Annotated in this window: 23 protein-coding genes; all 23 read right to left on the bottom strand. The window is 36.1% G+C overall.

Going from position 1 to position 24,922, the window contains the following annotated elements; genetic code table 11:
* Positions 1-2: 2 nt before the first annotated feature.
* On the bottom strand, positions 3-2,450 hold the full coding sequence (locus ACLNCP_RS00490) for an ATP-binding protein (protein ID WP_000331160.1): 2,448 nt from the start codon (positions 2,448-2,450) through the stop codon (positions 3-5).
* A complete protein-coding gene (locus ACLNCP_RS00485; protein ID WP_000723888.1) occupies positions 2,434-2,826 on the bottom strand; it encodes a conjugal transfer protein in 393 nt (130 codons plus the stop codon). The genes ACLNCP_RS00490 and ACLNCP_RS00485 overlap by 17 nt, the downstream gene beginning before the upstream one ends.
* Positions 2,827-2,914: 88 nt before the next feature.
* Positions 2,915-3,412: an antirestriction protein ArdA gene (locus tag ACLNCP_RS00480; RefSeq protein ID WP_000342539.1), complete on the bottom strand. Its 498-nt coding sequence runs from the start codon at positions 3,410-3,412 to the stop codon at positions 2,915-2,917.
* Between the two features lie 116 nt (positions 3,413-3,528).
* On the bottom strand, positions 3,529-3,750 hold the full coding sequence (locus tag ACLNCP_RS00475) for a hypothetical protein (protein ID WP_001009056.1): 222 nt from the start codon (positions 3,748-3,750) through the stop codon (positions 3,529-3,531).
* A 42-nt stretch (positions 3,751-3,792) separates the two neighbouring features.
* The gene (gene mobT / locus ACLNCP_RS00470; RefSeq protein WP_000398284.1) at positions 3,793-4,998 is read right to left on the bottom strand and encodes a MobT family relaxase; all 1,206 of its coding nucleotides are present in this window, start codon (positions 4,996-4,998) and stop codon (positions 3,793-3,795) included.
* A 177-nt stretch (positions 4,999-5,175) separates the two neighbouring features.
* On the bottom strand, positions 5,176-6,561 hold the full coding sequence (locus tag ACLNCP_RS00460) for an FtsK/SpoIIIE domain-containing protein (RefSeq protein WP_000813488.1): 1,386 nt from the start codon (positions 6,559-6,561) through the stop codon (positions 5,176-5,178).
* A 28-nt stretch (positions 6,562-6,589) separates the two neighbouring features.
* Positions 6,590-6,976: a YdcP family protein gene (locus ACLNCP_RS00455; RefSeq protein ID WP_000985015.1), complete on the bottom strand. Its 387-nt coding sequence runs from the start codon at positions 6,974-6,976 to the stop codon at positions 6,590-6,592.
* A 15-nt stretch (positions 6,977-6,991) separates the two neighbouring features.
* Positions 6,992-7,306: a YdcP family protein gene (locus ACLNCP_RS00450; protein ID WP_000420682.1), complete on the bottom strand. Its 315-nt coding sequence runs from the start codon at positions 7,304-7,306 to the stop codon at positions 6,992-6,994.
* Positions 7,307-7,872: 566 nt separating this feature from the next.
* Positions 7,873-10,686, bottom strand: coding sequence for a phage tail tip lysozyme (locus ACLNCP_RS00445; RefSeq protein ID WP_424843852.1), 2,814 nt, complete (start codon positions 10,684-10,686; stop codon positions 7,873-7,875).
* 11 nt (positions 10,687-10,697) lie between these two features.
* Entirely contained in the window at positions 10,698-13,055 is a 2,358-nt protein-coding gene (locus ACLNCP_RS00440) for a VirB4-like conjugal transfer ATPase, CD1110 family (protein WP_424843851.1), read from the bottom strand.
* Positions 13,006-13,365 carry a PrgI family protein gene (locus tag ACLNCP_RS00435; RefSeq protein WP_001097591.1) on the bottom strand — a complete coding sequence of 120 codons (360 nt, stop codon included), beginning with the start codon at positions 13,363-13,365 and terminating at the stop codon, positions 13,006-13,008. The genes ACLNCP_RS00440 and ACLNCP_RS00435 overlap by 50 nt, the downstream gene beginning before the upstream one ends.
* A gap of 53 nt (positions 13,366-13,418) precedes the next feature.
* Positions 13,419-14,273 (bottom strand): conjugal transfer protein TrbL, encoded by an 855-nt coding sequence (locus ACLNCP_RS00430; protein ID WP_001054256.1) that lies wholly within the window; start codon positions 14,271-14,273, stop codon positions 13,419-13,421.
* A 16-nt stretch (positions 14,274-14,289) separates the two neighbouring features.
* The gene (locus ACLNCP_RS00425) at positions 14,290-14,532 is read right to left on the bottom strand and encodes a hypothetical protein (RefSeq protein ID WP_000627865.1); all 243 of its coding nucleotides are present in this window, start codon (positions 14,530-14,532) and stop codon (positions 14,290-14,292) included.
* 20 nt (positions 14,533-14,552) lie between these two features.
* On the bottom strand, positions 14,553-16,430 hold the full coding sequence (locus tag ACLNCP_RS00420; RefSeq protein ID WP_424843998.1) for a VirD4-like conjugal transfer protein, CD1115 family: 1,878 nt from the start codon (positions 16,428-16,430) through the stop codon (positions 14,553-14,555).
* A complete protein-coding gene (locus ACLNCP_RS00415) occupies positions 16,430-16,918 on the bottom strand; it encodes a hypothetical protein (protein ID WP_424843850.1) in 489 nt (162 codons plus the stop codon). Before ACLNCP_RS00415 ends, ACLNCP_RS00420 begins: the two co-directional genes overlap by 1 nt.
* Entirely contained in the window at positions 16,908-17,207 is a 300-nt protein-coding gene (locus tag ACLNCP_RS00410; protein ID WP_003042486.1) for a hypothetical protein, read from the bottom strand. Before ACLNCP_RS00410 ends, ACLNCP_RS00415 begins: the two co-directional genes overlap by 11 nt.
* 794 nt (positions 17,208-18,001) lie before the next feature.
* The gene (locus ACLNCP_RS00405; RefSeq protein WP_084925385.1) at positions 18,002-19,189 is read right to left on the bottom strand and encodes an MFS transporter; all 1,188 of its coding nucleotides are present in this window, start codon (positions 19,187-19,189) and stop codon (positions 18,002-18,004) included.
* Positions 19,173-20,288, bottom strand: a complete 1,116-nt coding sequence (locus ACLNCP_RS00400) for a biotin carboxylase (RefSeq protein WP_424843849.1) — start codon at positions 20,286-20,288, stop codon at positions 19,173-19,175. The genes ACLNCP_RS00405 and ACLNCP_RS00400 overlap by 17 nt, the downstream gene beginning before the upstream one ends.
* Positions 20,288-21,490, bottom strand: a complete 1,203-nt coding sequence (locus tag ACLNCP_RS00395) for an ATP-grasp domain-containing protein (protein ID WP_084925389.1) — start codon at positions 21,488-21,490, stop codon at positions 20,288-20,290. Before ACLNCP_RS00395 ends, ACLNCP_RS00400 begins: the two co-directional genes overlap by 1 nt.
* Before the next feature lie 105 nt (positions 21,491-21,595).
* Positions 21,596-22,063, bottom strand: coding sequence for an NUDIX hydrolase (locus ACLNCP_RS00390; RefSeq protein WP_084925390.1), 468 nt, complete (start codon positions 22,061-22,063; stop codon positions 21,596-21,598).
* Positions 22,063-23,127: a hypothetical protein gene (locus tag ACLNCP_RS00385; protein WP_084925393.1), complete on the bottom strand. Its 1,065-nt coding sequence runs from the start codon at positions 23,125-23,127 to the stop codon at positions 22,063-22,065. Before ACLNCP_RS00385 ends, ACLNCP_RS00390 begins: the two co-directional genes overlap by 1 nt.
* A 4-nt stretch (positions 23,128-23,131) precedes the next feature.
* Complete coding sequence (locus ACLNCP_RS00380) at positions 23,132-23,686, bottom strand: hypothetical protein (RefSeq protein ID WP_084925395.1); 555 nt, start codon at positions 23,684-23,686, stop codon at positions 23,132-23,134.
* Entirely contained in the window at positions 23,676-24,839 is a 1,164-nt protein-coding gene (locus tag ACLNCP_RS00375) for a hypothetical protein (RefSeq protein ID WP_084925397.1), read from the bottom strand. The genes ACLNCP_RS00380 and ACLNCP_RS00375 overlap by 11 nt, the downstream gene beginning before the upstream one ends.
* Positions 24,840-24,922: the final 83 nt, after the last annotated feature.

The raw sequence follows: 24,922 nt of genomic DNA, 5'->3' as shown, positions 1-24,922 counted from the left end.
ATTTACACCTCTTTTCGCACAGGCGGTCTGGTATCAAAGGCATGGAGCAGTTCTTCAAATACAGGGTGGAACTGTATCACACCGACACGACCATATAAATCACTGATAAGGCATTGCCCGTTTTCCAAATCACGCAATCGCTTCTGATTGTTTTCGTCCTCTGGGTCTACACCAAAAAAGGCTAAGGTCTTTTTAATCTCGTTAAGGTCAGTGGAACGAAATGCAAATTTTAAGCCGAGGTTATTTTTCAGTTTTTCATCTAAGAGGTCGTCTGTATTTTGGGTCACGAAATATACCCCAGCGTTCATAGCACGACCAGCCCGAACCAGCTTCATAGATAGTGTTTTTCCTTGTGCTACCTGTAAAAAGCTCCATGCTTCGTCTAAATCTACAATCTTGAAAATGCTTCGGTCTGTATGGATAAAGTCTAAAGCAAAGGTACTAATGACAATCAGCATAGCAACGGATAAAAGCTCCATAGTGGTATATTCCTCAAAGGAAGTTTCCTTGTCGGGAAGTACCAAGTCCGCAACCTGTATAATGTTCAGTTGTTTTTCTAAGCTGATAGACTGCTCCACATAACCATTACTGAATAATAAATGTGCAAAGTCATAGTCTGTAAAACTTTCGATATGGTCGGCTATACTGGTACTTAGTGGCGTATTCTCAACCCGTAATTCCTCAATCACTTTCATCAACCCTCGTACTTCACTATTGGTTACTGCACGAATGGCTTTTCTAAGGATTGGGAAGCGTTCCCCATCACGAGAGGAAATCCCCGTAAGGAATGTCAGAATATCAATAGCCAGTGATTCAGAATCTTTGGGATTTTTCATAATCACATAAGGGTCAAGTAAGCCTTTGTTTTTCTCATCAGAAGTCAGAGTGACGATATTGATTTCATGGGAAATCTCTGGCAAGGTTTCTTTCCATCTGCCACGTTCTGCTTTTGGGTCTACAATCACTGCTTGTGCCCCATAAAGCACCGCATAATAGACGATAAGGTTATTCGCAAAGGATTTACCACCACCCAGCGAACCAACAAAAGCCGACGCTAACGCATTGGTTACTGAACCCTTAACCCCTTGACTGGCAAGAGCAGGTTTCAGATAGACATTGCGTCCAGTATCTAAGCTGTAGCCAACATAAATCCCCTCATTTTCCCCCAGCATTTGAGTAGCACCAAAACCTAAACCAGCGAGGAAATCAGAGGTCACGTATTGAATATAATCATTCATATAACGCTTGCTGGCAGGTAAAAATTCTTCATGTAAGCCGAGCATATCCCCAAATGGTCGTACCAGTTTTACGCTTAAATCGTCATAAAAATCTTTCACTTCATTACAACGACGTTTGAGTTCGTCAAGATCATTTGCTGATACCCTTACCACATAAGACAGCTTGTACATAGATTCCTTGCTTTGGTCTAAATTGGTTTCCAGCTCATTCACACTTTCCAGAGCTTCCGCCACATTGGAGCTGGTTTCATTATCACTTTGCCAAGCGTGGTTATCCAAGTCTTTCAGTTCTTTCTTTTTATTGCGGACAGTAGATAGGGCTTTACGATTCGCTACAATTTCCACATTCATTGACGTATCAATCGGGAATGTAAATTGCTGTTGCTGGTAGTAGAAGATTTCAGAGGACGGGAAGTCCAGTTCTCCGACAATGCTGTTAATGGTAAAGTAAGCTACATAGACGGTTTCATCTTCCTGCTGGATTTTCAAATATCGCTGTTTTTCTTCCACCAAACAGCGAGTAGGCTTAATCAAGTCATAGTATTTAATCAGCGTTTCATTATCCAGCTTTTTCTTTGATAGATGGTACTCATACTCTTCATAGGCAGTGCCTGTCTGTCCGTAAAGGTGTTCAATCAGATAGCCGAAGTCGTCCTTATCTAACCTGCGGATTTTGAAACGACGAGAGATTTTATTTTCTAAGAGCTTTTCCATCTTCTGAAAACGCAGGATTTCATCATTACTCATACTAACAAAATCGCCCATCAGCTTATGGTTCACATCATAGACAAAATCAGACAAAGCATTTTTTGCTTCAACGGTAAGACTTTTCATAGAAAACTCCTGATCGTTGAGAAGCAACTTAAAGCCGATAAAGAAACGGTAGTTCACTTGATTTTCGCCAATCATGGATATTAAAGCGTCTGTCTGTTGGTCGATTTTGTCATAGGCAACCGCTTTGAGCTTGCCAGTGACTTCATTTTTGGAACGCTCTTGTGCAGAACGTATGCTGGATTCTGTACTGATTTGTAAAGCATGAATTTTGCCATCACGATTTTGTGCGATAAGCTGTCTGAAAGAATCATGCACTTGTATTTTCTGTTCTGGACTTAGAAATGAGTAATTGTAAGGAACAAGCTCATAGTAAGCATAACATTCCCCGTCTTTATTCCAGACGAGATTGTTTTCAATGTATTTAATTGGATATGCCATAAAATTCACTCCTAACTGCTGTAATGGCTTCTTGTGGCTGGTTTCTGCCAAGCGTTACTTTTTTTCCTGCATAGGTCAGCTTTGGTCGCAGTGCATAAGCAATGACAGACTTCAAAAATCCATAAGGCTTTTTACCATCAAAAGTTTTTGTAGACATAAACCATGTGAAAGCCACAGGAATCCCAAAGTATTTGAGAAATGCTCCCTCTATCATGGAAAGAGGGGGCAAGTTGCCAAGTATCATCACTGCAAAGAGTGACACGACAAACCATGTCATTTGCGTAAAGGTTATGGGAAACGGAAGTCTAAAATCATTGATAGAATACAGTACCTTTTCCACAGACCAGATACTGGTATAGCTTCGTATTTTCTTCATGTAATCAATCCTTTCATAAAAAATAGGGGTAGCTGATTGAGCCACCCCGTAAAATAGAAAATCTGCCAGTAGTAATGTACCGACAGATTTAATAGACGATTTCAAAAATCCCATGATTGGTTGAGATAAACGTTCCTGAAAGGTCTAAATCCCGACCATAGGCTTGATAATCAATATAGTTTTGAAGACTAGCTGGTACTTCGCCTAAAGCACCCGTTTCTTCAATGTAGTAGCGTGCCACGTCATACATATCATCACAATCGGAATGAATGATAATATCCTCTTGATGTTCGCTTAGTTCTTCAATGCTTGAAAAATGAGTGAGCAGAGCAGATAGCTCCGATTGTAATTCTTCGGGTAATTCCGATACCATTTCCCATAGTCGATTGAGTTCGCCAATGGAAGTGTATTCGTCAACCGTAAAGGGTAACTCGTAGTCATGAATGGCGTATTCCTCATATTCATCATTCAAGCCGATTTTCTCTTTGACTTCCTCAAAGTCAATGGGAAAGGTAAACCACGCACCGACCAATTCGCCCTCATTGTATTTGCCTAAATTCGCAATATAGACTTGCATATCGTCCATATATTCACGTCCTTTCTTTGTAGAGATTCAAAAATCCCTACCGCACTTCGTTTGGTGTACCATTCCTTTGCGGAACATAAGAAAACCACTTATATTCCACAAAAGAACGGTTTTATTTAAGCACCAATAATGCGATTGAATAGCTCTAGTAAAATGTCTTTTACTCCAGCAGCGTTGAAGACTAAGCCAACCGCAATAATCGCAATAATTAAAAAGCCAATCAGTTTGCTAAACTCACGCTTGAAGCCAAGATACAAGCCAATCACAACGATTGCTAAAAGCACCAGTGATTGAGCGTTTGATAGAAACCAGTTATAAAGGTTTTGTCCAAAATTCATAAAAATGTTCTCCTCTCTATATTCAATGAATTTGTATTTGAGTTATTTTTTTGTTGTTATCACGTCCTGTTCTTTTACTGACTGTTGCTTCAAAATCTGCTTGTGTCGGTCTGTCAGTTTCGCATGGTCGAGAATGTCTTTTACAACCTGCGTCTGGTTGATTTCATCAAGTTTAATCGCAACCTTTAAGGTCGGGGCAACTTGATGAGATAGCCAGTTCAGCGTCCTTTGGAAGGAGTAAGGCTCTGGTTTTGTGGTTAGTTTTAATCGTTCACGATTGTTCCCAATAAACCAAGCCCATTCTTCATTCAGTTTCCAATCAGAACGAGGTTTGGAATCGTCTTTATCTACAAAACGGATATACCGATTGATAATTTTAAAGGCGGTATGCTCTGGATTGTCATAGACGAGTAAATCACGGACTGCATAATAGGCACGCTCATTTTTCAATCGAATCTCAAAACGGTTTTTTACTTCTGCGTCTTCAATGGGAATATCATTTTTCTTGTACTGCTCGTAGTCCTTTTCATAGATACAGAAATAAACTTCACTTTGTAATGAACCGATATAGAGGGTGTTTCCCATACATTCCTTTTCCTCTTTGCGTACCAGTTCGCCACTGCGATAGCTTTTAAAACTGCGGAAGACGGAGATACATTCTTCCTGTTGGCACTTTTCAGTGAGTACAGGGATATTCAAAATCCCTGTCTTATCGTTAATGGCAAGGTCAAGGCGTTTCATCACACCGCCAGCCACCAAAACGTCCATAAAGAACTCATACCAGCTTCTTTGTTGTGCCAGAAGATAGCTTTCAAATTGTCTGCACCCACGACCTTTCAATTCCACCAGAACTCCTTTGTCCAGTTCATGGGAGCAAAGGACGAATATGTCGCCTAAAGCATAATGCTCTGAATAAGAATAGAAACCATAGTCCTCATGAAGAAAATAGGACAGTTTCAGTTGTAAGATGTTTTCGACCACCTGCTGTACGTCTGTTGTCGGAAAGCGAATCCTTACATAATCAAACAGCATTTCAAGGGGAGCGTCGGGATTGAAGCGTTCCAGAGCTTCCCAAAGGGACTGCTGTAAATCCTCTGATGGCTTGACTTTTCCTGTTTCAATATCGCTTAGATACTGCCTTGTAATACCAGTCGCAACAGCTAAACGGTTTTGAGATAGTCCATAAGCCAAGCGTTTTTCTTTTAAATGCTGTAACCAAGTTTGTTCATTCAGTAAAAATCCCTCCAATCAAAAAGGCGTATGTCAACTTTTAAAGCCCATTTGACATACGCTGAAATTTTGTAAATCCCTTGTAACCAAAGGATTTTCTAATGTTTTTTTGACTGTTTCCTGTCGATTTGTACCCCCCTGTTAGATACGTGGGGTTAAGTGCTGGCGTGGCTATTGCCACACCAGCCAGCAAGATCAGTCCACACCTGCGACTTCCGCTTCGCACGTCGCCTGCGTGGACTGTCTGCTGTTGGATAACTTTTTAATTTCCTCCAAGAAATCATATCCTTTTGGTACAAGGGGAGTATAAAACTCTGATATGACACTTGTTCCTACATCAACATAGCCACGACCTTTGATTCGCTTTAAGAAGAAATCCTTTTGTACGTCACTGCCAAACATCATGCCATAGCCCATTTCAGACATACGACCTAAAGCCACTCTGAAATTAAACTGATCACGGATTCCGTCGCCTAAATATTTTGCGTCTGGACGTTGACAAGCCAGTATTAGAAAGAAGCCAGCTTGACGACCTAACATGACAATCTGTTTCAGCTTATTCATAACTGCGGTGTTTTCTTTTGTTCCCAGCATTTCCATGAAAGCGACGTATTCATCAAAGATTAAGAAGTGTGCCGGGAGACCTAAGTAAGCATAATTTTTGCCAGTCTTATAGTTCTTCATCTGCTTCATTTCCTCACTACGTTTCATCATTTCTTCATAGAATGTTTCAATGCAAGAAAGCAAGTCTTCTTTTCTATAGTAGACATTTGCCATCACAGAACCTAAGTCCGCAAGGTCAGCATTTTTCGGGTCAAGAATATACAGTTTTGAATCTGTATGAAGCAAGGCTTCAATCAGTGTCAGTATAAAGTAAGTTTTACCGCCACCTGTACCACCAGCAATCAACATATGAGGGAGCTTATCATATTCCCACCATACGTTTTTCATTAAGCGAAGTTTACCATCTTTAGCTTCTACTTCATCAATAGAAATACGACTGGCTATGGTGTCATAGAGCAAAGTATATTCCACATAGGAATCCTTTAACTCTTTATCCGTCAGCTCACAGTACAAGCCACTCTCTAATTTCTTTTCCAAGTGTAAGAGTTGGTCTTGATATTTTCCCAGCGTGATTTCCACCCGTATCTGTATCAAGCCATTTTTAAGTCGATAATACATTTTAGGGAAGTAGGTTATCTTTTCCTTTGTACGACCAGCACTATCTTTAAAGAAACCCTCTGTTTTGACCTGTTCAGATTCATACCACTTGTTTTCAAGTATCATCTTTGCCAGTTTTTGACGGTGGTAAAGTTGTTTAACCGTATCATAGCGAACCCGTTTGAATACAAACGCTACCAGCAAGCAGATAAGAATTGCGACACTGAAACTGATAATTAAATAGGGAATGTCAATCTTATCTGCTTGTGATAGGTTAAAATCCTGCCAGTTGATCTGCTGGATTGTCTTCACATGAAACAGTCCGACAACCAGCAGGAAAACAGGCAGGAGTGACGCTATCGTAAAATGAAAGACTAAATCTTTACCAGATGGGCGAATCCTTTTACCACGCTGTTTCATGCGAAAAAGTCTCCTTTCTACCTAGCGACTATTTGTCTTGTGTCGGTTCTTTCTTTGCTTGTGGTTGAGCTTTGAATGAACTAGAATCCTTTGTCAGCACAATATCGTCTGCCTTGATATACCAGTCAACATCTGCTCCTTGATAGGTGGCAGTAGCAACGGTGTCCGCAATGGGATTGATAAGTTCCACCCGTGCGTTATAATCAAACTCTTTCAAAGGCACGCTGGCAGGAATACTTACTTGAATCATGCGTCCTTGTCCTTTGGATTTTAAGTCATAGGTACGTTCCTTGATTTCATCTGAAACCGACCCGTCTTCATTTTGGATTCTCACTTCACGACGTAGAGCAGAGAATTTCAATTCTCCAAAAGTCGTGTCTTTATCTAATACAATGCCATTTGCTAATCTCATCATTTTTCCTCTCTTTCTTTATTCTTTTATCATGTCGTCAGCATGTAAAAGGTAATTTGTAAAACCACGAGTGCCGATTTTGTAGCCCTCTGCGGTAATACGTGGATTGACTAACTTCACACGTTCCTCAAAGCCGAAATGTTTTTCGCCAGCTTCAGCAGGAAGCACCACCACAATATCATCTGCTCTTTGAACATCAGAATAGAGATTATAGCTTCTTGATAAGACAGTTAGCCGTCCGTTGATTCTTCGCTGAACGACTTTATCCTCGCCAGCAAATTCTAAATTGCCGAATGTTTTTTCCATGTTGGGAATCACAAATTTAAGTTCCATATTTTTACCTATCCTTTCTTTTTTATTGGCTGAATGAATGTTTGATGGTCTTAAAGAGTGGGGAACGACCTTTTGATTCTTGATTTTTTGTTTTCATAAGTTCACTTCCTTTCAAAATCGGGTAAAAAAATAGACACCTCATTTTTTGAAGTGTCTACCTATTAAATATTCAAATTTTATTGGAAGTATCTTTATATCTTCACTTTTCAAGGATAAATCGTCGTATCAAAGCTCATTCATAAGTAGTAAATTAGTAGTAAATTGAGTGGTTTTGACCTTGATAAAGTGTGATAAGTCCAGTTTTTATGCGGATAACTAGATTTTTATGCTATTTTTCAAATAAAAAAGATGACTTACTGAACCTGTAAGCCACCTAATCAGTCGGTTTATTCTGGTGTCTGCCACCGCTTGGCCCGTACGTCCAAGATTGCTATCGGATTTTGTTCTGGTGTCCGCCACCGCTTGGCCCTTATGTCCAAGATTACTATCAGATTGACCATGAGCCGACCACTCATTTATAGACATATTGTATCTTTAAATAGCTACAATTTCAAGTGTAAACTCTTCTATTTGGTCGTATAAGCAAAACTGATGGCACTATCTGCTTGAGAGATTTTTCTAAAGGTATAGTTAGGGTTGCCCCCATAGTTGGTTTCAGACACAAGGAAAGAACCATCATCATAGACCTTCTCTACAAAAGCCACATGACCATAGCTGGCTGGTGTACCATGTGTACCTCCTACAAAAGAAACAATAGCACCTGCTCTTGGTGTAGAGCCCGTTTCCCCACCAAGACTTGAAGCTGTCGCAACCCAGTCCTGACCATTTCCCATGGTATTAATGATTGAAATCTTCTCTCCGTTTCTACCTTTTAGCTTTAATCCTAACTGGTTCATACGAGCTGCAACACCCCATGTACATTGTCCATAGGCATAGGCCATACCATCTCCACCACCAGGAACAGAATGATCATACAAGTCCCCACGAACCCCTTCAAGGGATTGCGGGTCACTTTTTGCCTGTCCTCCATTTGTTTGGCTGAAGCCTTTTTCAATTTGGTAATACCATTCCGTTGCTCTGGTTTGTCTTTCCAGTAGTTTGTCACCAGAATTTCCTTCCCAATAGGTCAGAAAGAGTTGGGCGAGATTGGCTGCACTGCCCGTATTTCCAAAGAAATCCTTTAACCAACTTTGATAGTAAAGACTATCCCCATGAAGCATAAAATCAAGTTGGAGGTCTAAATCATACCACTTCTTATTTTTGATATGTGCATAATTCAATAAAGCTGTATGCCGTGTTGACCCATCTGCGGTATCTGTCCATTGCCCTAAACCTAGACCTCTATGAAGAATATTAGGATAAGCACCACTATAAATGGCTGGACCTCCAATCGCTAACCAGCTTTCATCATCCCATGAGGAATCGGTAGCGCCAACTGGAGGAGATAAATAATCTCCTTCAGCTCGTTTAGGATTGATAGAAGACTCTACAGACCAATTTCCTAAAATTGCCGCAATGGCTTGGGGACTTGCCCCTTGAGATTTCAAAAACTCATAAATATGTTTTGCTCGTTCAAACTCATCCCCACCAAACTGACCAATGGCAGGTAAGATAGTGGTCTGAAGTTGAATGACTTTTGGAAAATAAAATTGCGGATTGACATACACCAATTTTTCTTTCTTGTTCTTATACTTTTGATAGGAAACTTTCAAACCTGTATCATCTGGTGTTTCACCTATAACATCACCCGTTAGAACTCTTGTTCCCTCAATCGCACGGCCATTATGAATGGAATATAAGGTTAAGCGACTCTCATTCTCTCCTTTTCCGTTAGTGAGAATAACATTATCTCCGTCTAGAGATACAACACCATCCATTGGTGCGACAATCCTTTGGTGAGCCTTCGCTTCTAGTAGAATGTACTCCTGAAGGGTAGGTTTGCCGTCTAAATCATAGTAGCCATAACGATAAGTCATGGTTAGACTATCCTCGTTGCTTTTCCCCTCAAATGGATTGTCCAATTCCTGCATGGAAGCATACACACCTTCTTCTTTTAGTTCCTTCATTTCCTCTTGATCGTCTTTTGATAGTTTATACTTAGGAGTTTCATAAAGGTCTTGCATGGATTTTAAATCTTCTCCATCGTTTAAATCATGCCACAAAGTAGACAGATAATCCTTGTAAGTTTCTGAACTAAATAAGTGAACTGGTTTGTTTAACTCGTAATCATGGAATTTAAAGTTCATATAGCCCATCACATCATCAATTTTTGTGTAATAGGTAATGCCTTTGTCATTTGTACGAGTATGTTCTGCGTCTTCCCAAGTTAGGTGGGTATAAGCTTTTGTTAATTCAAATTCATCTTGTTGAATCAAACTAGCAGATGAAAATCCTAAAAAGAAGCTCATCATAAGTAAGAGAAGAAAAACTAATCCTCCTACTATCCATGTTATAGGATTTCCAGCCGCAAATGTAAAGAAGGAAAAGGCTGCTTTTAGTTTTTGATAGATATTTCGGACACTTGTAAGACCTTGTTTCTTTAATTTTCGAAACCGATTTTTAAAGGAGCTTGGATTATCTTTCGCTAGTTTCCATCCTTTTCCATCCTTAAAATGATGGTATCGCTCTTTTGTGTTGGTCAGTCTTTTCTTGGTAAAACGACCTGTTGCTTGTCCTGTTTGGACACTAGCTTTCCCAATGTTATAAGAAAGCCGACTGTAGCGTTTCCCTTTTCTAATGGTCTCTTGTAGAGTGCGATAAGCTTCTAAATCTTCATTTTCTGAAGCTAACTCTCCACCTTCACGTCCAAGGACATAAAGAAAAGTTTTGGCTTTCCTACTGACTTTTTTGGACTTATAGGCTTGTTTAGTAGATTTTAGATTCTCTTTTGCGGCCTTGACTTCTTTCTTAGCTTTTAATTCTTCTAAACTCTTCCCTTTTAAGAAAAAATTAGATTTATGTTTCGATTCCTGACCGTATAGAAATTTTTGATTGGTTTTTCTTTCTTTACGACTCTCTTTTCTTTCTTCTTTTGCTTCTACCTTGGCTTCTCTAAATTGCTTCTTGGCTATTTTCAATCGTTTCCTAGCATGAGGCAACCGTCTGTCTCTTAATTCTTTGCGATTCAATAGAGATGGAGGACTATTTTGAAGAATATGATTGTAGTCTTCATTTGCTTGTTTTACTCTCTCCTTTGAAGCTTCTCTCATCTCCTCTAGCTTTTCTTTTATCTCTTTTTTCCATGCTTTATTATCCAGTACAGCGGAATCTTTTTTCTGTTTCCTCACCTCCTTCTTTCCTTTTTTCAAGAATTTTTTCTCATCTTTTAGGCTTCTTCTAAATGCCTTTCGGGCACGTATGATTTCTCTTTTGTCCTTCATTTACCTTCCCCTTAATTAGAAGCCATTTTATCAGGATCCGTACTCATAATATCAAACAATTGAGTACCTTGAGGAATCTTATTTTTAAAGGGAACGACAACTGAACCAGCTTTTATCAGTCCTGCCCCTTTTTCTGGATTGACTAGGTATTTTTCAAGTTCTTTTGACAAACCTAAGAGTTGAACCAGTTCTTCTCGGTCATTTTTTGCTTGCTTGAGGAGAATCATAAATTCACTATTTGCAATAATCCGTCTACCGTTTGGATCTAACAATAAGGTTTCGACATTTTGAGTTATTCCAGTCGGACTGGCTCCATATTTTCTGACACGACTCCACAATTTAAAGAAGAAATCACTGGCATATTTATCTAGTAAGAGAAGCTGCATTTCATCAAAGTAGATCCAGGTCTTCTTCCCTAATTTTTGGTTCCGAACAACACGATTCCATATCTGATCAAACACTACCATAAGAGCGATTTGTTTCAGCTCATCTCCTAACTTCTTAACGTTATAGATTAAGAAGTTAGATCCTGTCTGAATATTGGTCTTATGTGAAAAAATATCAAGAGAACCTTCGACATATAGTTCCATATCAAGTGCCAAATTCTGCGCTTCTTCTTCTGGCTGTTGACTCAAGACAAAAACCCATTCTTCCAAAGAAGGATCTTTAAATGACTGATAGGTGAGTCTGGTGATTCGGTCGATAATCGATTTTTCTCTTCCATCCATTTTCCTATCCAATAACTTGCCGATAAAGGATAAAAGAAATTCTGATTTTACCTTAACAGGATCCTCATCCATATTTTCATCAGACAAGTCAAGGACATTGAGATAGGTTTGGGAATCTGGCGCAATATCAATCATTTCTCCCCCAAAAGCTCGTCCAATGACACTGTATTCTGCTTCTGGATCCACGATGATAATTTCGGTATTTTCACCAGATTCCTTGATTTTGGTCGTGATAATCTCATGCTTAGTTGCCATCCCTTTCCCAGCTCCAGATGTCCCTAAAATCAGACCAGACGGTGTATTTAATAGGCTTCGATCAATGGTAATAATATTGCTTGATATTTGATTGATACCGTAATATTTCCCACTGCGGTCTTGTAAGTCTACTGAAGTCCATGGAGAGTTCACTGCTACATTGGACGTTAATAAACTCCGTGATACTCCCTCTAAAAAATCACAACCAAATGGCAGCAAACTATTAAAGGCTGCTTCTTGCATATATGGAAGTTTATCAATCATTAGGTCATTTGAGCCGGCCACTTGTTGGATAGTGTCTAGGGCTTGTTTAAGTTCTTCTTCATCCTGACCAAAGACACCAATCAAGAAGACTGTTTGAAACAGTTTATCACCTGTCTCTGTCATGGTTTTTAAAAGTTCTTCAGCTTCATCGATATTACTTTCTAATACATGACCTACTTTTTCCAAATAGATACCTGTACGAGCGAGTTTTTGTTGTTCCCCAATCTTTTGGGATTCCATCAAGGTTTTCTTTGTTCGTAGTTTCTTCATGGCATCCGCCTTGGTCGAGCTTTGAGCATGGAGGCTCACAATCAATTCCAAATCTCCTTGCATGAGGTCTCTAATAAACTGATCCCCTAATTCCATTCCGTAGTCTCTCACATAGACAATCTGTAATAAGCGGTCATTGATTTGTAGGTAATTCTTGTTTTTAAAATCCAAGAGATTAGGCGCTATGAAGTGATGAGTTGTCTGACCAGATCTCGTTAAATCACAGTAAGAAAAAGGAAGATGGTGTTCTCCTCTAAGCATATCCGCCAACAAGTTCACACGTTCTTCTCCAGCCAAGGATTCAAAGCGAGCATCAATTTCTGAGAAACCACTCTTGAAATATTCTCCAATTTGAGACAAGGAACGATAAGCTTGTTTGGGATTAGAATCCTTTCTACCAAAGCTAATCAGTTTCACAGCTGAAAAATTATTTTCACCACTGTCTAAATTCTGATTCATCATCCGATTCAATTCTTTACGATAGGTATCATATCCATCTTCTTTTTCCTCATACAAAACACTTTGTCTAAACTTTTCTAAATTCAATCTTTTATTAAAGATAGTCAATTGGAAGTTGGTTTGGTCATCTAGTGAGTTAATCAAATCAGAATACTTCTCAATGATTGCGCCCTTATCTTCTAAACCAACGGTCTGGTAATTGACATCACCAAGTAAATAGCTTTGTGAGAAATAATCTTCTTTTACCTGCATCAGACCATTTTGATACAGGGCTTGATAGGAAAGAGTATTAGCCGTTGATGGTAACACTTCCTCTTTTTTTCCTTTAACTACTTCTTTCTGATTAGTCATTGAAGTTTTTTGTTTCTTTAATGTATTTGATTTTCTTTTCATGTTCAGATCCTTTCTTTCCTGTAATTGTGCGTAGGGGAACCGTTAATTCAAAATGAAGACGGTATTTCAAATAATGTTCAAAATATAAATCATTGGGTTTATAGACTCCAAAAAGCATGAGGGGGATGGTAAAAGCAAACACAAAACCGTAAACAAACCAATCTCCAAATTGCCAGAAAAAGAGATTCAAGCCCAAAACAATAATTGTGACAATAAAGGCTGGTAAAACAAAGATGATTTGTCTTGTGGTGAAACCTAACCAAGCCCTGTGTTGGTATTTTGAGATGTCTTTAAAGACACGTGTATTCATGACTTTCCTTTCTAAAAAGGCTAAGAAGCAATCACTTCCTAGCCTTTATCTAATTACATACCTAAGATTGAGCGAGCCGTACGTTGAGAACCAACGAGGGCAATAATCAGTAAGATAGCTTGTATTAAACTACCAAACATAATCGCAAGAGATTGTAAGACTCCTGCACCATTTGAAACAGCTATTTTCCCAGCAGATTCAAATAAAGGAACAAGAGAAACAATCAGAAAAATAAGAACCCCTTGTACCGCATAGACCATAATATTTTTTAAATAGCCAATACCAATAGACTTCCATTCATCACTTAAAAATGTTGGAATCGTAAGAGGGGCAAATGGAATCATAAGGTAGAGTTGAATAAATCGAATAGATACTAAAAGATTGACCATGGCTGCACTTACTATCCGAACAAGCCAAATGAGGAGGGCGAAAAAGCCCACAATCATACGGCCAATAAATCCTGACCCTTTTAATCCAGAGATGGTATCATACTTCGCCCCACCGTGAGCCACAATCGAGGCCACTTGTTCGATGGCGTGACTTGCAATCCCAATGATGGCTTCTACAATGACGGTAGTGTTGGTAATTACAACTGCAACCATAATATAACTAATCAACATCGGCGCTAATGCTTCAAAGGTCATCGCTCCTCCTGAGTTAGCAATCTTCTTAGCCATCTTCGAAAATTCTAAGATGAGAACAACTGATAAAATCGCAACTCCAAGAGGTTGCATGACACTTTTAGTAATACTAGACATATAAGTCCAAACGGTTGGATTGTAGCTAGATAGAGATTTAATCAGATCTACCGTAGATTGTAAATCTACATTAAATCCTTCAAATAAATTTTCAGCTGATATTTTTTCAGATGCAAGGTAAACAAAGGGTGAGACTAAACTAAGATTCATGTCATTGTTTATCCTCCTAAATTGAAATCTGGGTTACAAAGGCTCCAGCAGCCCCTACCATAACTCCACCGACAATTTCAAGAATGGCATTCCGAACACCTGGTCCACCATCTTTAATATTGGTTGCAAGATTGACAATCCCCACAACAACGAGAAAGGCACCAACTGCAATCAATCCCTTCTGTAACAAAGACATAGCTTGTGCAAACATAGCACTTGCGTCTACTCCATAAACAAAACCTTTAAAATGCGTAATCATCTATTTCCTCTTTTCTATTTTTATTTTAAACTAGATTCAAAAGTTAAATCACGAATTCTAAGGCCTTCAAGATGATTTTCTTGTCTTTGATTTAAAGGATTGATTTGATAGTTCCACCACCGTTCATCGGTTTCTTGATTGGCTAGGTATTTCCAGTTTGGATGCTTAATGGAATTGTACTTTTTACTTTTAAAGACAGGCATATTGGCAATTCGAACCAAGCATTCATGCCGTTTCATATTTCCGACTTCATCAGGTGTCATTAAATCACGAGCAATCTTTTGATGAGAAAGGGATCCTGAACCTGTCTGGCCAAAGGAACGACTAGTATTTCGAACATCAATGGTTTGTTTACCGAGTAAGCCACTCATAAATTTAAAGGTATCTTCATCATTCCCACCTAAGTAGACTAAGCTATCACAGTTCCCCAAAATGGTTTTCCAAGCTTCTTTTTCTTTATAGAGTCCTTGAAGTTGGGCAATATTTTGAAGAATGGGAACTAGACTCATATTACGAGAACGAACTGTTGAGGTTTGTTCAGCAAAATCTGGAATTTCTCCGATATTTGCGAACTCATCTAAGTAAACTCTTACATGAAGGGGCAATTGACCCTTAAAATCAATATCTGCTTGTCTTGTTAGGGTTTGAAACACGGTTGAAAAAAAGAGGGCTGAAAGAAAGCGAAAGGTACTATCGTTATCTGGGATAACTAAGTAAACCATTGATTTTTCCTGGCCCCATGTCTTCATATCAAGGGTATCTCTTTTGGTCAAATCCATGACACTTTGAATATTGAAGAGGGCAAATTTAGCAGTGGTTACAGCTATAACAGAATCCAGAGTCTTATCCTTATAATTTTGGAAATCTGCCCAATTTCGCATGGTAAAATTTTCAGTTCCATACTTTTTAGCATAATTTTCAAATAGAATTTCTAAGACACTTTTTTCTTGGTTTTCTCCCTTGGATAAGTGTTTAATGAGTTTTGAGATTTCAGCAAAACTTGGATAACGCCCTCGTTTTTTTCGCTCTTCCACTTCTTTTTTTTGACGTTTCAACAAGTTTTGGTATTCTGTTTGACTCAAACGACTCTCTTCAATGAGCTGTTCTCTTGTTTTAGGTGGATTATAGAAATCGACCAAGTAAGAGGCTAAAGCTCGTACCAAAGTCATAGAAGCTTCATCCCAAAATGGATCACTACGAGATCCAGAGCCTTTGGTGTTATTAAAATAAACCGTCAGCATGCGATTCAAATCATTTTCTGTCTCTATATAGCGAAAAGGATTGAAGCCATCTGAGTTCTTCATATTGACTAAATCTAAAACCTTTACTTGGTAACCATTTTCTAAAAAGAGTTTACCTGTTTTCTCGGCCAAGTGATCTTTAGGATCCACTACAATATTAGAACTATTCATCTGAATCAGATTGGGTTTCACAAAGCGAAATGTCTTCCCACTTCCTGAACCTCCTATCACCGCAATATTTTTATTTCTATCATATTGGGGTGGCTTTTTATCTAATAATGTCAAACGAACATCTTGTGCTAAGATCGTATCATGAGAAAATTCCTTACCGTAAAAGAGCTTCTTTTCTTTTAGAGTTCCAAAACGGGCGCTCCCGTATTCTACCCCTTCTCGGTATTGTTTTTTTCCAGTCTCTAAATAGAGATAAACCAGCAGCATCATAACAAAGCCTAGTAGAAAAAAAGCACTTGATTTTCCAGTAAAGGAAACATTCCATGGCGACTGAAGAACTTTATCTTGACCTTCCATTAGAAGATGAGTCCATTTATCTAAGCTATTTCCAGTATAGGAATCATATAAAAGCGTCAAACGATGAAAAAGATAGCCTAGTAAGATACCTAACAGTGAGAATAGTAGGAATTTCTTTCCACTGTACATCATCTCACCATCTCTTTCTGTTTGACGGCTCCTTCTTGTCTAAAGGTAATTTGGGATTTAGCCTCATCAATTGCATCGTCTAATGACTTATCCATGGTAAAATCAGCTAATTTCTCCGGATCATTAACCATTTTTTCTAACAGATGGTCTAAATGATTGTCTAGAATCGAACGGTCTTTCGTGTAGAAATGCAGAGAATCCTCTTGCCAAGCGATGGCTAAAGGAATCTCTTCTTTTTCTAAAAAAGCTTTAAATTTCTCTATATCAATTGGTTTGTCTAAAAAATCTTTATTCAGATTAATCGTATCAATCGAATAAGGAGATTGTAGCAATTCTTCTAATTTCTGTACCCCTATCTTATAGGCAGAATCCTGTGCTAAAGCCTGACGTCTAGACCATTCTAGAATCTTTAAAAGACTTTTTACAGTAAATAAAAGACTACGCTCAGCATATTGAACTGCCATTCGTTCCTGTTGTTCAGAGGACATCTGACGCCTCCTTCTTCACAAATAGCAGTTTTCCTTCTTTATAGCGATAAGCTATCAATTTCTGATGTTGCTTGATTGACTTGACAACCTGCAGTAGATCTCTCGAATAAGGTTCTCGAAGAGTGACTTCTACTGCTTTCCCATCAAAGATACCAACACGTTTAAATTCAATGTAGTCTTTTTTGAGATGTCCTAAGCCCATACCAAAGGGAAAGTGATGAATCAATTGGATGGTACAACCACCTTTATTTCCCATTTGTTTCAAATCATACAAGTTTACTACCTTCATGATTAACTCCTTTATCTAATTTGTCGCATCGTTTGAGTCTGGTAACGATAAACTCCGTGTCTGTTAGAAAATTCTCACACACGTCTTGTGCCAGTTGCCCTTCACAGGGAAATACTCTCAGTCCCTACTTACACAGGCACGCTAATCAAGACGGAGTGGATTCAATTTTCAAAGAACAGGTAGCTTTATTATAGATAAGAGTAGTTGAAATTTTTATCACATCTTTGGAGTTGTTGGAATAATCAGGTAAGTACTAATTTCTAGCTCCTCTCACAACACCCTACATACCTTCTATGTTTTATGAACAGTAGCTATCATTTACATTTTCAAACTACCATTCTATCAGACTAGAAGTCAAAATAGACGCATCTACTTCGAGAGATACTCATTTAATGGTTCAGCAATTCGCTCTACTTCCGTTACAGAAATTTCATCACTATGACTTCTCATGATTTGTTATTAGTTCACTTTGAGGGGCTTGCTCATGAAACCAAACAGAGTAAGTCGTAAAAGAAAAAAGCAGTACAATGAACTGCTTTTACGGATTCAGATATATCTGCTTTACCGTATGAAATACCGCTAATCTTTAGGATTATATACTTGTTAGCAAAAATACAAATATGATTATAAAATTTACCTTAGAATTTTAAATCTTGTGGCTATGTAAACTAATATTAGCTGGCTCAATATAAGTTTGAAAATAACTTTCCTCGAATTGAAAAATATAAATAAGAATGGTGGAGTATGCTCTACCATTCTTATTTATATTTTTTAAAAGTTAATAACGACTTTTACTATATCTTATCTTCATCATTACATTTTGTCATCATAAAAATCATAAATCCAATGAAATAAATAAATAGCTGACCAATTCCTATATATTGAAAGAGTGACCAACTTTTCATATCAAGAGCTGCTGCGACAAAGCTACCAAATGGAATAAATAGACCGCTTATCATAAAAATGATACTAAACACTCGTCCTAAAAATTCTGAATCAACTGATATTTGTAGATATGACATTAGATTGATATTAAATACCGTCACACAAAATGTAAACGAACCAAAGAGTAATAATACAACAATCTGTGAAGAATGAAAAAATCCTAGCAATAGTAGCGCTATGGAAGCTGGTAATAATAGGTGAAAGAACTCCTTTGGCCCCAGTTGCTTTTTATATAATCCAGCAAGCAAGGCACCAACAATACTACCAAACGACTGAGCAATAAGGATAAAAGCATAGATATGATCAAACCCGGAAAAAGAAGAAGTAAATGGTAGATAGAATGCATAAATGGCATCCAAAAAATTTAAAAAAGCACTAGCAACTAAAATCACTAATAGAGATTTATCAGAAACAACATAGTTAAAACCTTCTCTAATTCCTTTAAATAAATTGACCTTTTTTGTTTCGCTACGAAATATAGTTTGGAAATGAGACTCGCAGAATGCTGAGACAAAAAAAGACAATGAATTGATTAGCATTCCATATTTAAAACCGAACTGCTGTATAACAAAAACAGATAACAATGGTGCTGAGACTGCAACAACCTCTGATAAGATTTTGGATAAAGAGTTATATCTATAAATTCCCTCTTGCGATAATAAATCTCTAACAATTGCCTTATATGTAGGTCTATTAAAACTAAATAAAATGGCAAGTATGATATTAACAGCAATAAAAGTCCAAATGTTTTGTGGATTATAAAATAAGAATAATAAAAAGGTAACGATGCCAGCAATTAAATCTGTGATTATAAGAGTTTTTTTCCGTTCGTTAAAATCTGCAAAATGACCTGCAAATAAATTTAGAAGCAATTGAATAATTGATTCACTGGATTGGTACAACATCATAAAAAAAGACGATTTTGTTGCCAAGTTCGCAATTAATACCTTGTTAGCATAATCAAAGATAATATTTCCGAAATTTGTGGTTTGACCTTGAACTAACATCAGCAAGATATTTTTATTTTCTTTGTTCATATAAATATTCCTTTAAACTCTCAAAAACTTGCTCAAAATCCTCTTTAATATCAGCTGAAAATGTAATTAAGTATCTCAAATCCTCTAATGAAGTAGCTTTTCCCCCTAATTTTTCGGGATATTCTCTGAAGTAGTCATATTTTACTGGTAAAACTGGAGGTTCTTGTCTCTTGCCATTTTGAAAAACTGCTAATGTTGACGCAAAACGCTTTGGTTGATTTAAACATTTTGGATGATATGAAATATCGTTTTTTAAGCGCCAATAAGTTTCAAGGATATCAAATTGAAAAGCCAGCTTAATCAATAAAGGAATATTTCCGCCTCCAAACCGTTTCCCAATTTCACAAAAGCTCAATCGATCACTTTCAGAATGATAAAAAAATTCTGCATGAAAGGGATGGACAGCTTCAGTCCCTAAGTTATACAAAACTGTCTGCGTCTCTTCCTTCAATCTCTTAATAAAGGAAGTGTCACTATATTTCGAATTTGTTTTTATGACATTAAAGAAGCTATCTTTAATATCTAAAATATTTCCAACATACTCATGGGTGAAGAAATAAGCTATTTTTCCATTTACTGCAATTCCATCACAAGTAAACATCGCATCGAACTGCTCAACTGTTTCGAGTAAATAATCCTTACTAGTGTAGTAATTCGGTACTTGAGAAACTTTACGAACTCCCTTCCCAGATGCTTCACTACGAAGTTTAATCATAAACTCCTCAGGTAACACTGATATTGGATTAAGTAGAGTTGGTTGCAAGACTTTTCCGGCTAACATTTGTCTCATTAATTTTTTATCTTTATACGCAAAATTTATTTTCCATGCATCTTTAGTATTGGTAAAAATAGATTTTAAAATACCTACAATATGCATTAATCCTTCATCAAGTGTAAAAATATCAGAAATGCTATCTCGGTTATCAAAAAAAGTTAGTAATTCAGAAAAATCAAAGTTCTCTAAAGTAAAGATATTTTCCTCTAAAAATGACTGCTCTAGGTATACATTTTTTAAATGTTCGGGACATATTATTGACAAATTAATATCTGTTTTAATTCCGATACCAGATGGATGATAACGATAAATAAAAAACTTCATTAGTTATACCTCGTATGTTGCAGTAGCCACTTTTCAATAGATAGGAGCGCTTGTTCAGTTTTCTTAAAGTCTTTACCGTATAGTGATAATCCAATTACTGCATCTGCGCTATGAAAGGCACTATTCAAATTTTGTCCCACCTTCACGTACTCGATATAATCAAAAATAGAAAACTGTTGTTTTATCTCATTAGTTATAGTTGGTAATTCTTTAATAGTTCCTGCTCGTTTTGCGGTTAGAAGCCAACCTGTATTTGGAAATTCTTTGGGAAGTTCAGGTAATATTTCTCCGCTGATACTATAAATCAGCAGCTTAAGAGGATTGCAACCAAATTTATATTCTAAATTTTGCCTAATACGTGCGCCTCCGATTCTGCAGGCAATTTCCAGAAAAATAATATCCTTCAAATCATAAAAGACTTCTAAATGAAATAAGTATGTCCCTTGTAAATCCAATTTACTTGATAAAAAAATAGCATAACCTACTAGTTCCTTATAGCCAGTGCTGTCCTTATCTAACGAAACAGCTGCTGCTGAGCCTCCTTGTTTGATTAACAATGGATTATAAAGATACTTAGAAGGCTCACAATAGATAATTTCACCATTGCTCACAAAACCATCAATATGATAAATATCACTCTCAATATACTCTTGAACAAGTATTTGTTCCCCTTGATTAAATAAACTTTCCTTTAGTTTAACCAAATCATTAATTGTTTGAACACGGAAAGTGTCCACAGACCCTGCACCACTTAATGGTTTTAAAATAATATCTTGATGTCTATCAAAAAAATATTGAAGTTCAGAAAAACAATCTATTTTTTGTGATTCAGGAATTCTAACTCCTAACTCTTTAACTCTTTTTGTCATTACATTTTTATCACGAAAAATAATCGCTTCATCTACTTTTTGACCTCCAATATGAAATTTTTCTCTCAGTTCTGCCGCTAATAGGATATCAAATTCATCTAAAGGTATAATCGCATCAAAAGACTCTGATTTAAGTAATTTTTCTGCCTTTTCTCTACGTGTATTCTGGTCTCCAGCAACACCAGCCAATTTAACATTTTTGGGTAATTTAACTCTAAACGACTCTCTCTTTGACTCATCAATTAGTAAGGTGAAGTGATGATTAGTAGGAAGACAACTGAGTATATCTGTATAGTTTTCTCTATATGGATGTAAGATAAGTATATTTTTCATCAATTTTAACTTTCTATTGAATTATTAGTTTTAACACTTTTATAAAGCAGGTAAATATTTTGTAGTTACTAAAGGAATTGGATATTATTTTCCGATTCTGAAAAATTACCTTTCTACCGGAGTATCTTTTTCGTAAAAATCCTTAATCATATCTTCATGTTGTTGATTGACAATTTTTAGATTTTGAATTTCATCATAATCAAAAAAAGCTAATTCTAGGGTTTCATCATTGTTAAAGTTATGGTCAATAAAATCATTTACGGCATTAACTAAATACAAAATAGTAATAACTTGTGCTTCATCACCGTTCGGATATGAATCAGTATATTTTGTATAAACATTTTGAAGTTTCACAGGTATAACTTTAATTCCCGTCTCTTCATAAAATTCTCTCACCAACGCTTCTGCAGCTGATTCTCCTAATTCAATAGCACCTCCAGGTAATCCCCATGTTCCTCTATCTGCTCTTCTTTGTAAAAGTATTTTCCCAGAATTATGCAGTATTCCACTAGTAAAGTTTAAAAAAATTTTATCCTTACCGACCTTTTTTCTTATTTTTTTTATATAATCCATTATGCTCTCCTAAAATTATAATCTGTTATTGAAATCTGATCCATGATTCCAAAGTATTCTTTCGGAATCCCATATGTATTATGGTAATATTCCCAATCAAGAGAATTCATATTTTTGATACTATTGATATTGTTTTTTAAACCAACTTTAATTTTATTTATTTTATCACTAAATAATCTTTCCGAGTGCTTAGCTATTTTAAAATATTTTAAAAATTCATTATAAAAATAAATCAATTCATCACTGGAAAGATTACAATAATATTTGGAATAAATGAATAAATCTTTTATTTTCCGAGACAACTCACTACCAATCCCCTTTGCAGTAGGTAAAATATTGTTCTCAAATAAGGTAGATATAGTTATAAAATCATTTAATAAGCGATGAATATTGATTTCTTCTAATTGTTTACTCTTTAATAATTGATAACAATAGTGATATTTTTTCCGCTGAAAAATATATTCTACATTTTCTTGAATCATTCCTATACGTTCTTGAAAAAAAATACTATCTAATTGTGAAATGTTAGTTTCTTTATTGAAATCAACCAGTAAAAAATTTCCAACAACAATTTTTTCATCATAATAATCTGTATATAATCTTAGATAATAATGCTCTCCTTCAACGTCAGGTAAAGAAGCTTTTTTAACATCAGAGGTATATCGTATAGAACCGTTAAAGTTATGAAAATATTCTTTTATCGATACAGGTACCTCTATAATCAAACTTTTATTGATAATTTTTGAAATTATCTTTATGATTTTTTCCATTTCACTTACTTGATTTATTCGATTATAATTTTGAATCGTAATGGTCAATTGGCTATTTAGGCATAATGGATTTGTTAAGTCTAGTTTATTGATATAACGTACACAAAACTGTTTTTTTATTCCACTATTTAGTGATTTTTTTATAAAGAATTGCTCAGTATCTTGAAATGGACTAAATGTAAAATAACTTTCATCATTTCTAACTAAATTACTACTTGGCAAAATAGTATGATTTTTTAATTGACTAACTATCCTCTCGAATATATGTATATCATCCCTATTTTCAAAAAACATTGATTTATACTCTGATACCTTTCTTTTTATAGTAGTTCCAAACCTCAGGCCAAAACATATCCTTTTTATCAGACAGTCTAGCAATTTCTGTATTATGTATATATTTCGAAGGATGTATCGCAATTACCTTTCTCTCTAAAATTTTTTCGAACGCTTCAAATCTTAAAAGATCAAAGTACTTGCTATAATCCTTACTAAATACCAGATCAAATTGACTTACGGGAAAACATCTATTAAAATCGTTTGGACTGTTTTCTGGTCTTCCACCTTGAGTCACCGTTACCCTATTTGGATATTTTTTTGCAAAAATATTTATCGCTTCCAATCTCGTTGTGATTGGAAGCAAAGTCTTTTCAAAATTTGCATCACATTCTTTGTAAAAAACATTAAGAAGCAAATCATCTGAGGTGTCTAACCGTTCATCACTAGTAGAGTTCTCTAAACAGACAATCACTAATTTTTCCCATTTTTTTAGTATCTCTTCAAAGAAATATATATGACCTTTTGAAAAGTAATTGAATCTTCCAAATGTAACCGCAGTCTTACTATTAATTTTCACTATAAAATAGCTCCTTCCCAGTACTTTTTAATCCAAAAAGCCTCTCAATTGAATAAGCGATTTCTCTCAGACTTATACCAAAATCGCGATTAAAACACATATTCTTTTTAGATAAAATAATTAGTGGTACATCTTCATATGAATGAAATGTGCTTCCATCCATTGGATCATTTCCATGATCAGCTGTAATTATTATAATATCATCTTCTTCAACCTCATTGACTATTTTCATTAAATTATCCGAAATTATCCTTAACACTTTAACAGATTTTTCAATATTTTGTTCATGGCCAGCTAAATCAATTTCCTGAATATTACAAAAAATAAAACAATTATTATCTTGATTCGAGATATGTTCAATCAATTCGTTTATGGTTTTTTGAGTGTCCGCTCCTGAATAGTTTATCTTTACATTATTCCAATTCAGTGTAAACATTTTCCCAACTTTTCCAATTAATTGAATATTGATTCCTGACTCGGCCAATGTTTCCAACAAGTTTCTATTAGTTGCTTCCTTACCAAAGTGCTTCACCTGATATTTTTCATTATAAATATTAAGTGGTGGTATACAGAGAAATTCATATGTTTTGCCCAAGTAATTTCTTTCCTTAATTGCTTTATTGTATACTTCTTCTAAAGTTACCTCATTTCCCCACATTTGTATCACCCTAGTACAATTAGAAACGTTTAACAAATTTTGAGCTAATTTGTCCATTTCTTTTTCTCCTATATTTGGTTTAGTTAACCAGAGAATGTTTAAATTCAAGCCAGGTTGACACTCCCCATTATTCCCAATGACAAATTTATCTCCTACTAAAATGATTCCATTGTCTAATCTCACTTCTCCATATTTTGATAAAAATGATAATTTTTCACACAAAGATTCCGTAATGAAAACTTCTTGTACTTCGATTCTTGCATCAATCATCTCAGAATGTCCTAAATATGAATCTGGAATTCTAGTTGAAGGAGTGATATAAGTACTATTTACATTAATGTTATTTATTTCTTGTTTTTTCAATTCTTTATTACAAATATTAAAGGTTGAGAAAAAATTATTTGCACTACTATACTTTAAAATCCTGTTTAATGTTCCGAATGACTGTTCATTTTTCAGCCCTAACGCATCAATTACAAGTAAAACTATTTTCATAAAATTTCTACCTCAATTATAATAGATTCATGAGTCGTATAAATAAAATATTTAAATCTCGAAACTGCAAACAATAAAATATA

Source organism: Streptococcus sp. CL6.35, from assembly GCF_049737915.1.
Classification (GTDB): domain Bacteria; phylum Bacillota; class Bacilli; order Lactobacillales; family Streptococcaceae; genus Streptococcus.
The sequence above is the reverse complement of the archived record's forward strand: the minus strand, read 5'-3'. Positions and strand labels throughout refer to the sequence as shown.

What these genes read in the sequence shown, in the direction of transcription:
- ACLNCP_RS00445 (WP_424843852.1), bottom strand. Translation starts at nt 10,686, where the DNA reads ATGAAGGACAAAAGAGAAATCATACGTGCCCGAAAGGCATTTAGAAGA.
- ACLNCP_RS00440 (WP_424843851.1), bottom strand. Translation starts at nt 13,055, where the DNA reads ATGAAAAGAAAATCAAATACATTAAAGAAACAAAAAACTTCAATGACT.
- ACLNCP_RS00435 (WP_001097591.1), bottom strand. Translation starts at nt 13,365, where the DNA reads ATGAATACACGTGTCTTTAAAGACATCTCAAAATACCAACACAGGGCT.
- ACLNCP_RS00415 (WP_424843850.1), bottom strand. Translation starts at nt 16,918, where the DNA reads ATGTCCTCTGAACAACAGGAACGAATGGCAGTTCAATATGCTGAGCGT.
- ACLNCP_RS00400 (WP_424843849.1), bottom strand. Translation starts at nt 20,288, where the DNA reads ATGAAGTTTTTTATTTATCGTTATCATCCATCTGGTATCGGAATTAAA.
- ACLNCP_RS00395 (WP_084925389.1), bottom strand. Translation starts at nt 21,490, where the DNA reads ATGAAAAATATACTTATCTTACATCCATATAGAGAAAACTATACAGAT.
- ACLNCP_RS00490 (WP_000331160.1), bottom strand. Translation starts at nt 2,450, where the DNA reads ATGGCATATCCAATTAAATACATTGAAAACAATCTCGTCTGGAATAAA.
- ACLNCP_RS00460 (WP_000813488.1), bottom strand. Translation starts at nt 6,561, where the DNA reads ATGAAACAGCGTGGTAAAAGGATTCGCCCATCTGGTAAAGATTTAGTC.
- ACLNCP_RS00450 (WP_000420682.1), bottom strand. Translation starts at nt 7,306, where the DNA reads ATGGAACTTAAATTTGTGATTCCCAACATGGAAAAAACATTCGGCAAT.
- ACLNCP_RS00485 (WP_000723888.1), bottom strand. Translation starts at nt 2,826, where the DNA reads ATGAAGAAAATACGAAGCTATACCAGTATCTGGTCTGTGGAAAAGGTA.
- ACLNCP_RS00385 (WP_084925393.1), bottom strand. Translation starts at nt 23,127, where the DNA reads ATGTTTTTTGAAAATAGGGATGATATACATATATTCGAGAGGATAGTT.
- ACLNCP_RS00425 (WP_000627865.1), bottom strand. Translation starts at nt 14,532, where the DNA reads ATGATTACGCATTTTAAAGGTTTTGTTTATGGAGTAGACGCAAGTGCT.
- ACLNCP_RS00455 (WP_000985015.1), bottom strand. Translation starts at nt 6,976, where the DNA reads ATGATGAGATTAGCAAATGGCATTGTATTAGATAAAGACACGACTTTT.
- ACLNCP_RS00480 (WP_000342539.1), bottom strand. Translation starts at nt 3,412, where the DNA reads ATGGACGATATGCAAGTCTATATTGCGAATTTAGGCAAATACAATGAG.
- ACLNCP_RS00420 (WP_424843998.1), bottom strand. Translation starts at nt 16,430, where the DNA reads ATGTACAGTGGAAAGAAATTCCTACTATTCTCACTGTTAGGTATCTTA.
- ACLNCP_RS00375 (WP_084925397.1), bottom strand. Translation starts at nt 24,839, where the DNA reads ATGAAAATAGTTTTACTTGTAATTGATGCGTTAGGGCTGAAAAATGAA.
- ACLNCP_RS00475 (WP_001009056.1), bottom strand. Translation starts at nt 3,750, where the DNA reads ATGAATTTTGGACAAAACCTTTATAACTGGTTTCTATCAAACGCTCAA.
- ACLNCP_RS00410 (WP_003042486.1), bottom strand. Translation starts at nt 17,207, where the DNA reads ATGAAGGTAGTAAACTTGTATGATTTGAAACAAATGGGAAATAAAGGT.
- ACLNCP_RS00390 (WP_084925390.1), bottom strand. Translation starts at nt 22,063, where the DNA reads ATGGATTATATAAAAAAAATAAGAAAAAAGGTCGGTAAGGATAAAATT.
- ACLNCP_RS00430 (WP_001054256.1), bottom strand. Translation starts at nt 14,273, where the DNA reads ATGAATCTTAGTTTAGTCTCACCCTTTGTTTACCTTGCATCTGAAAAA.
- ACLNCP_RS00405 (WP_084925385.1), bottom strand. Translation starts at nt 19,189, where the DNA reads ATGAACAAAGAAAATAAAAATATCTTGCTGATGTTAGTTCAAGGTCAA.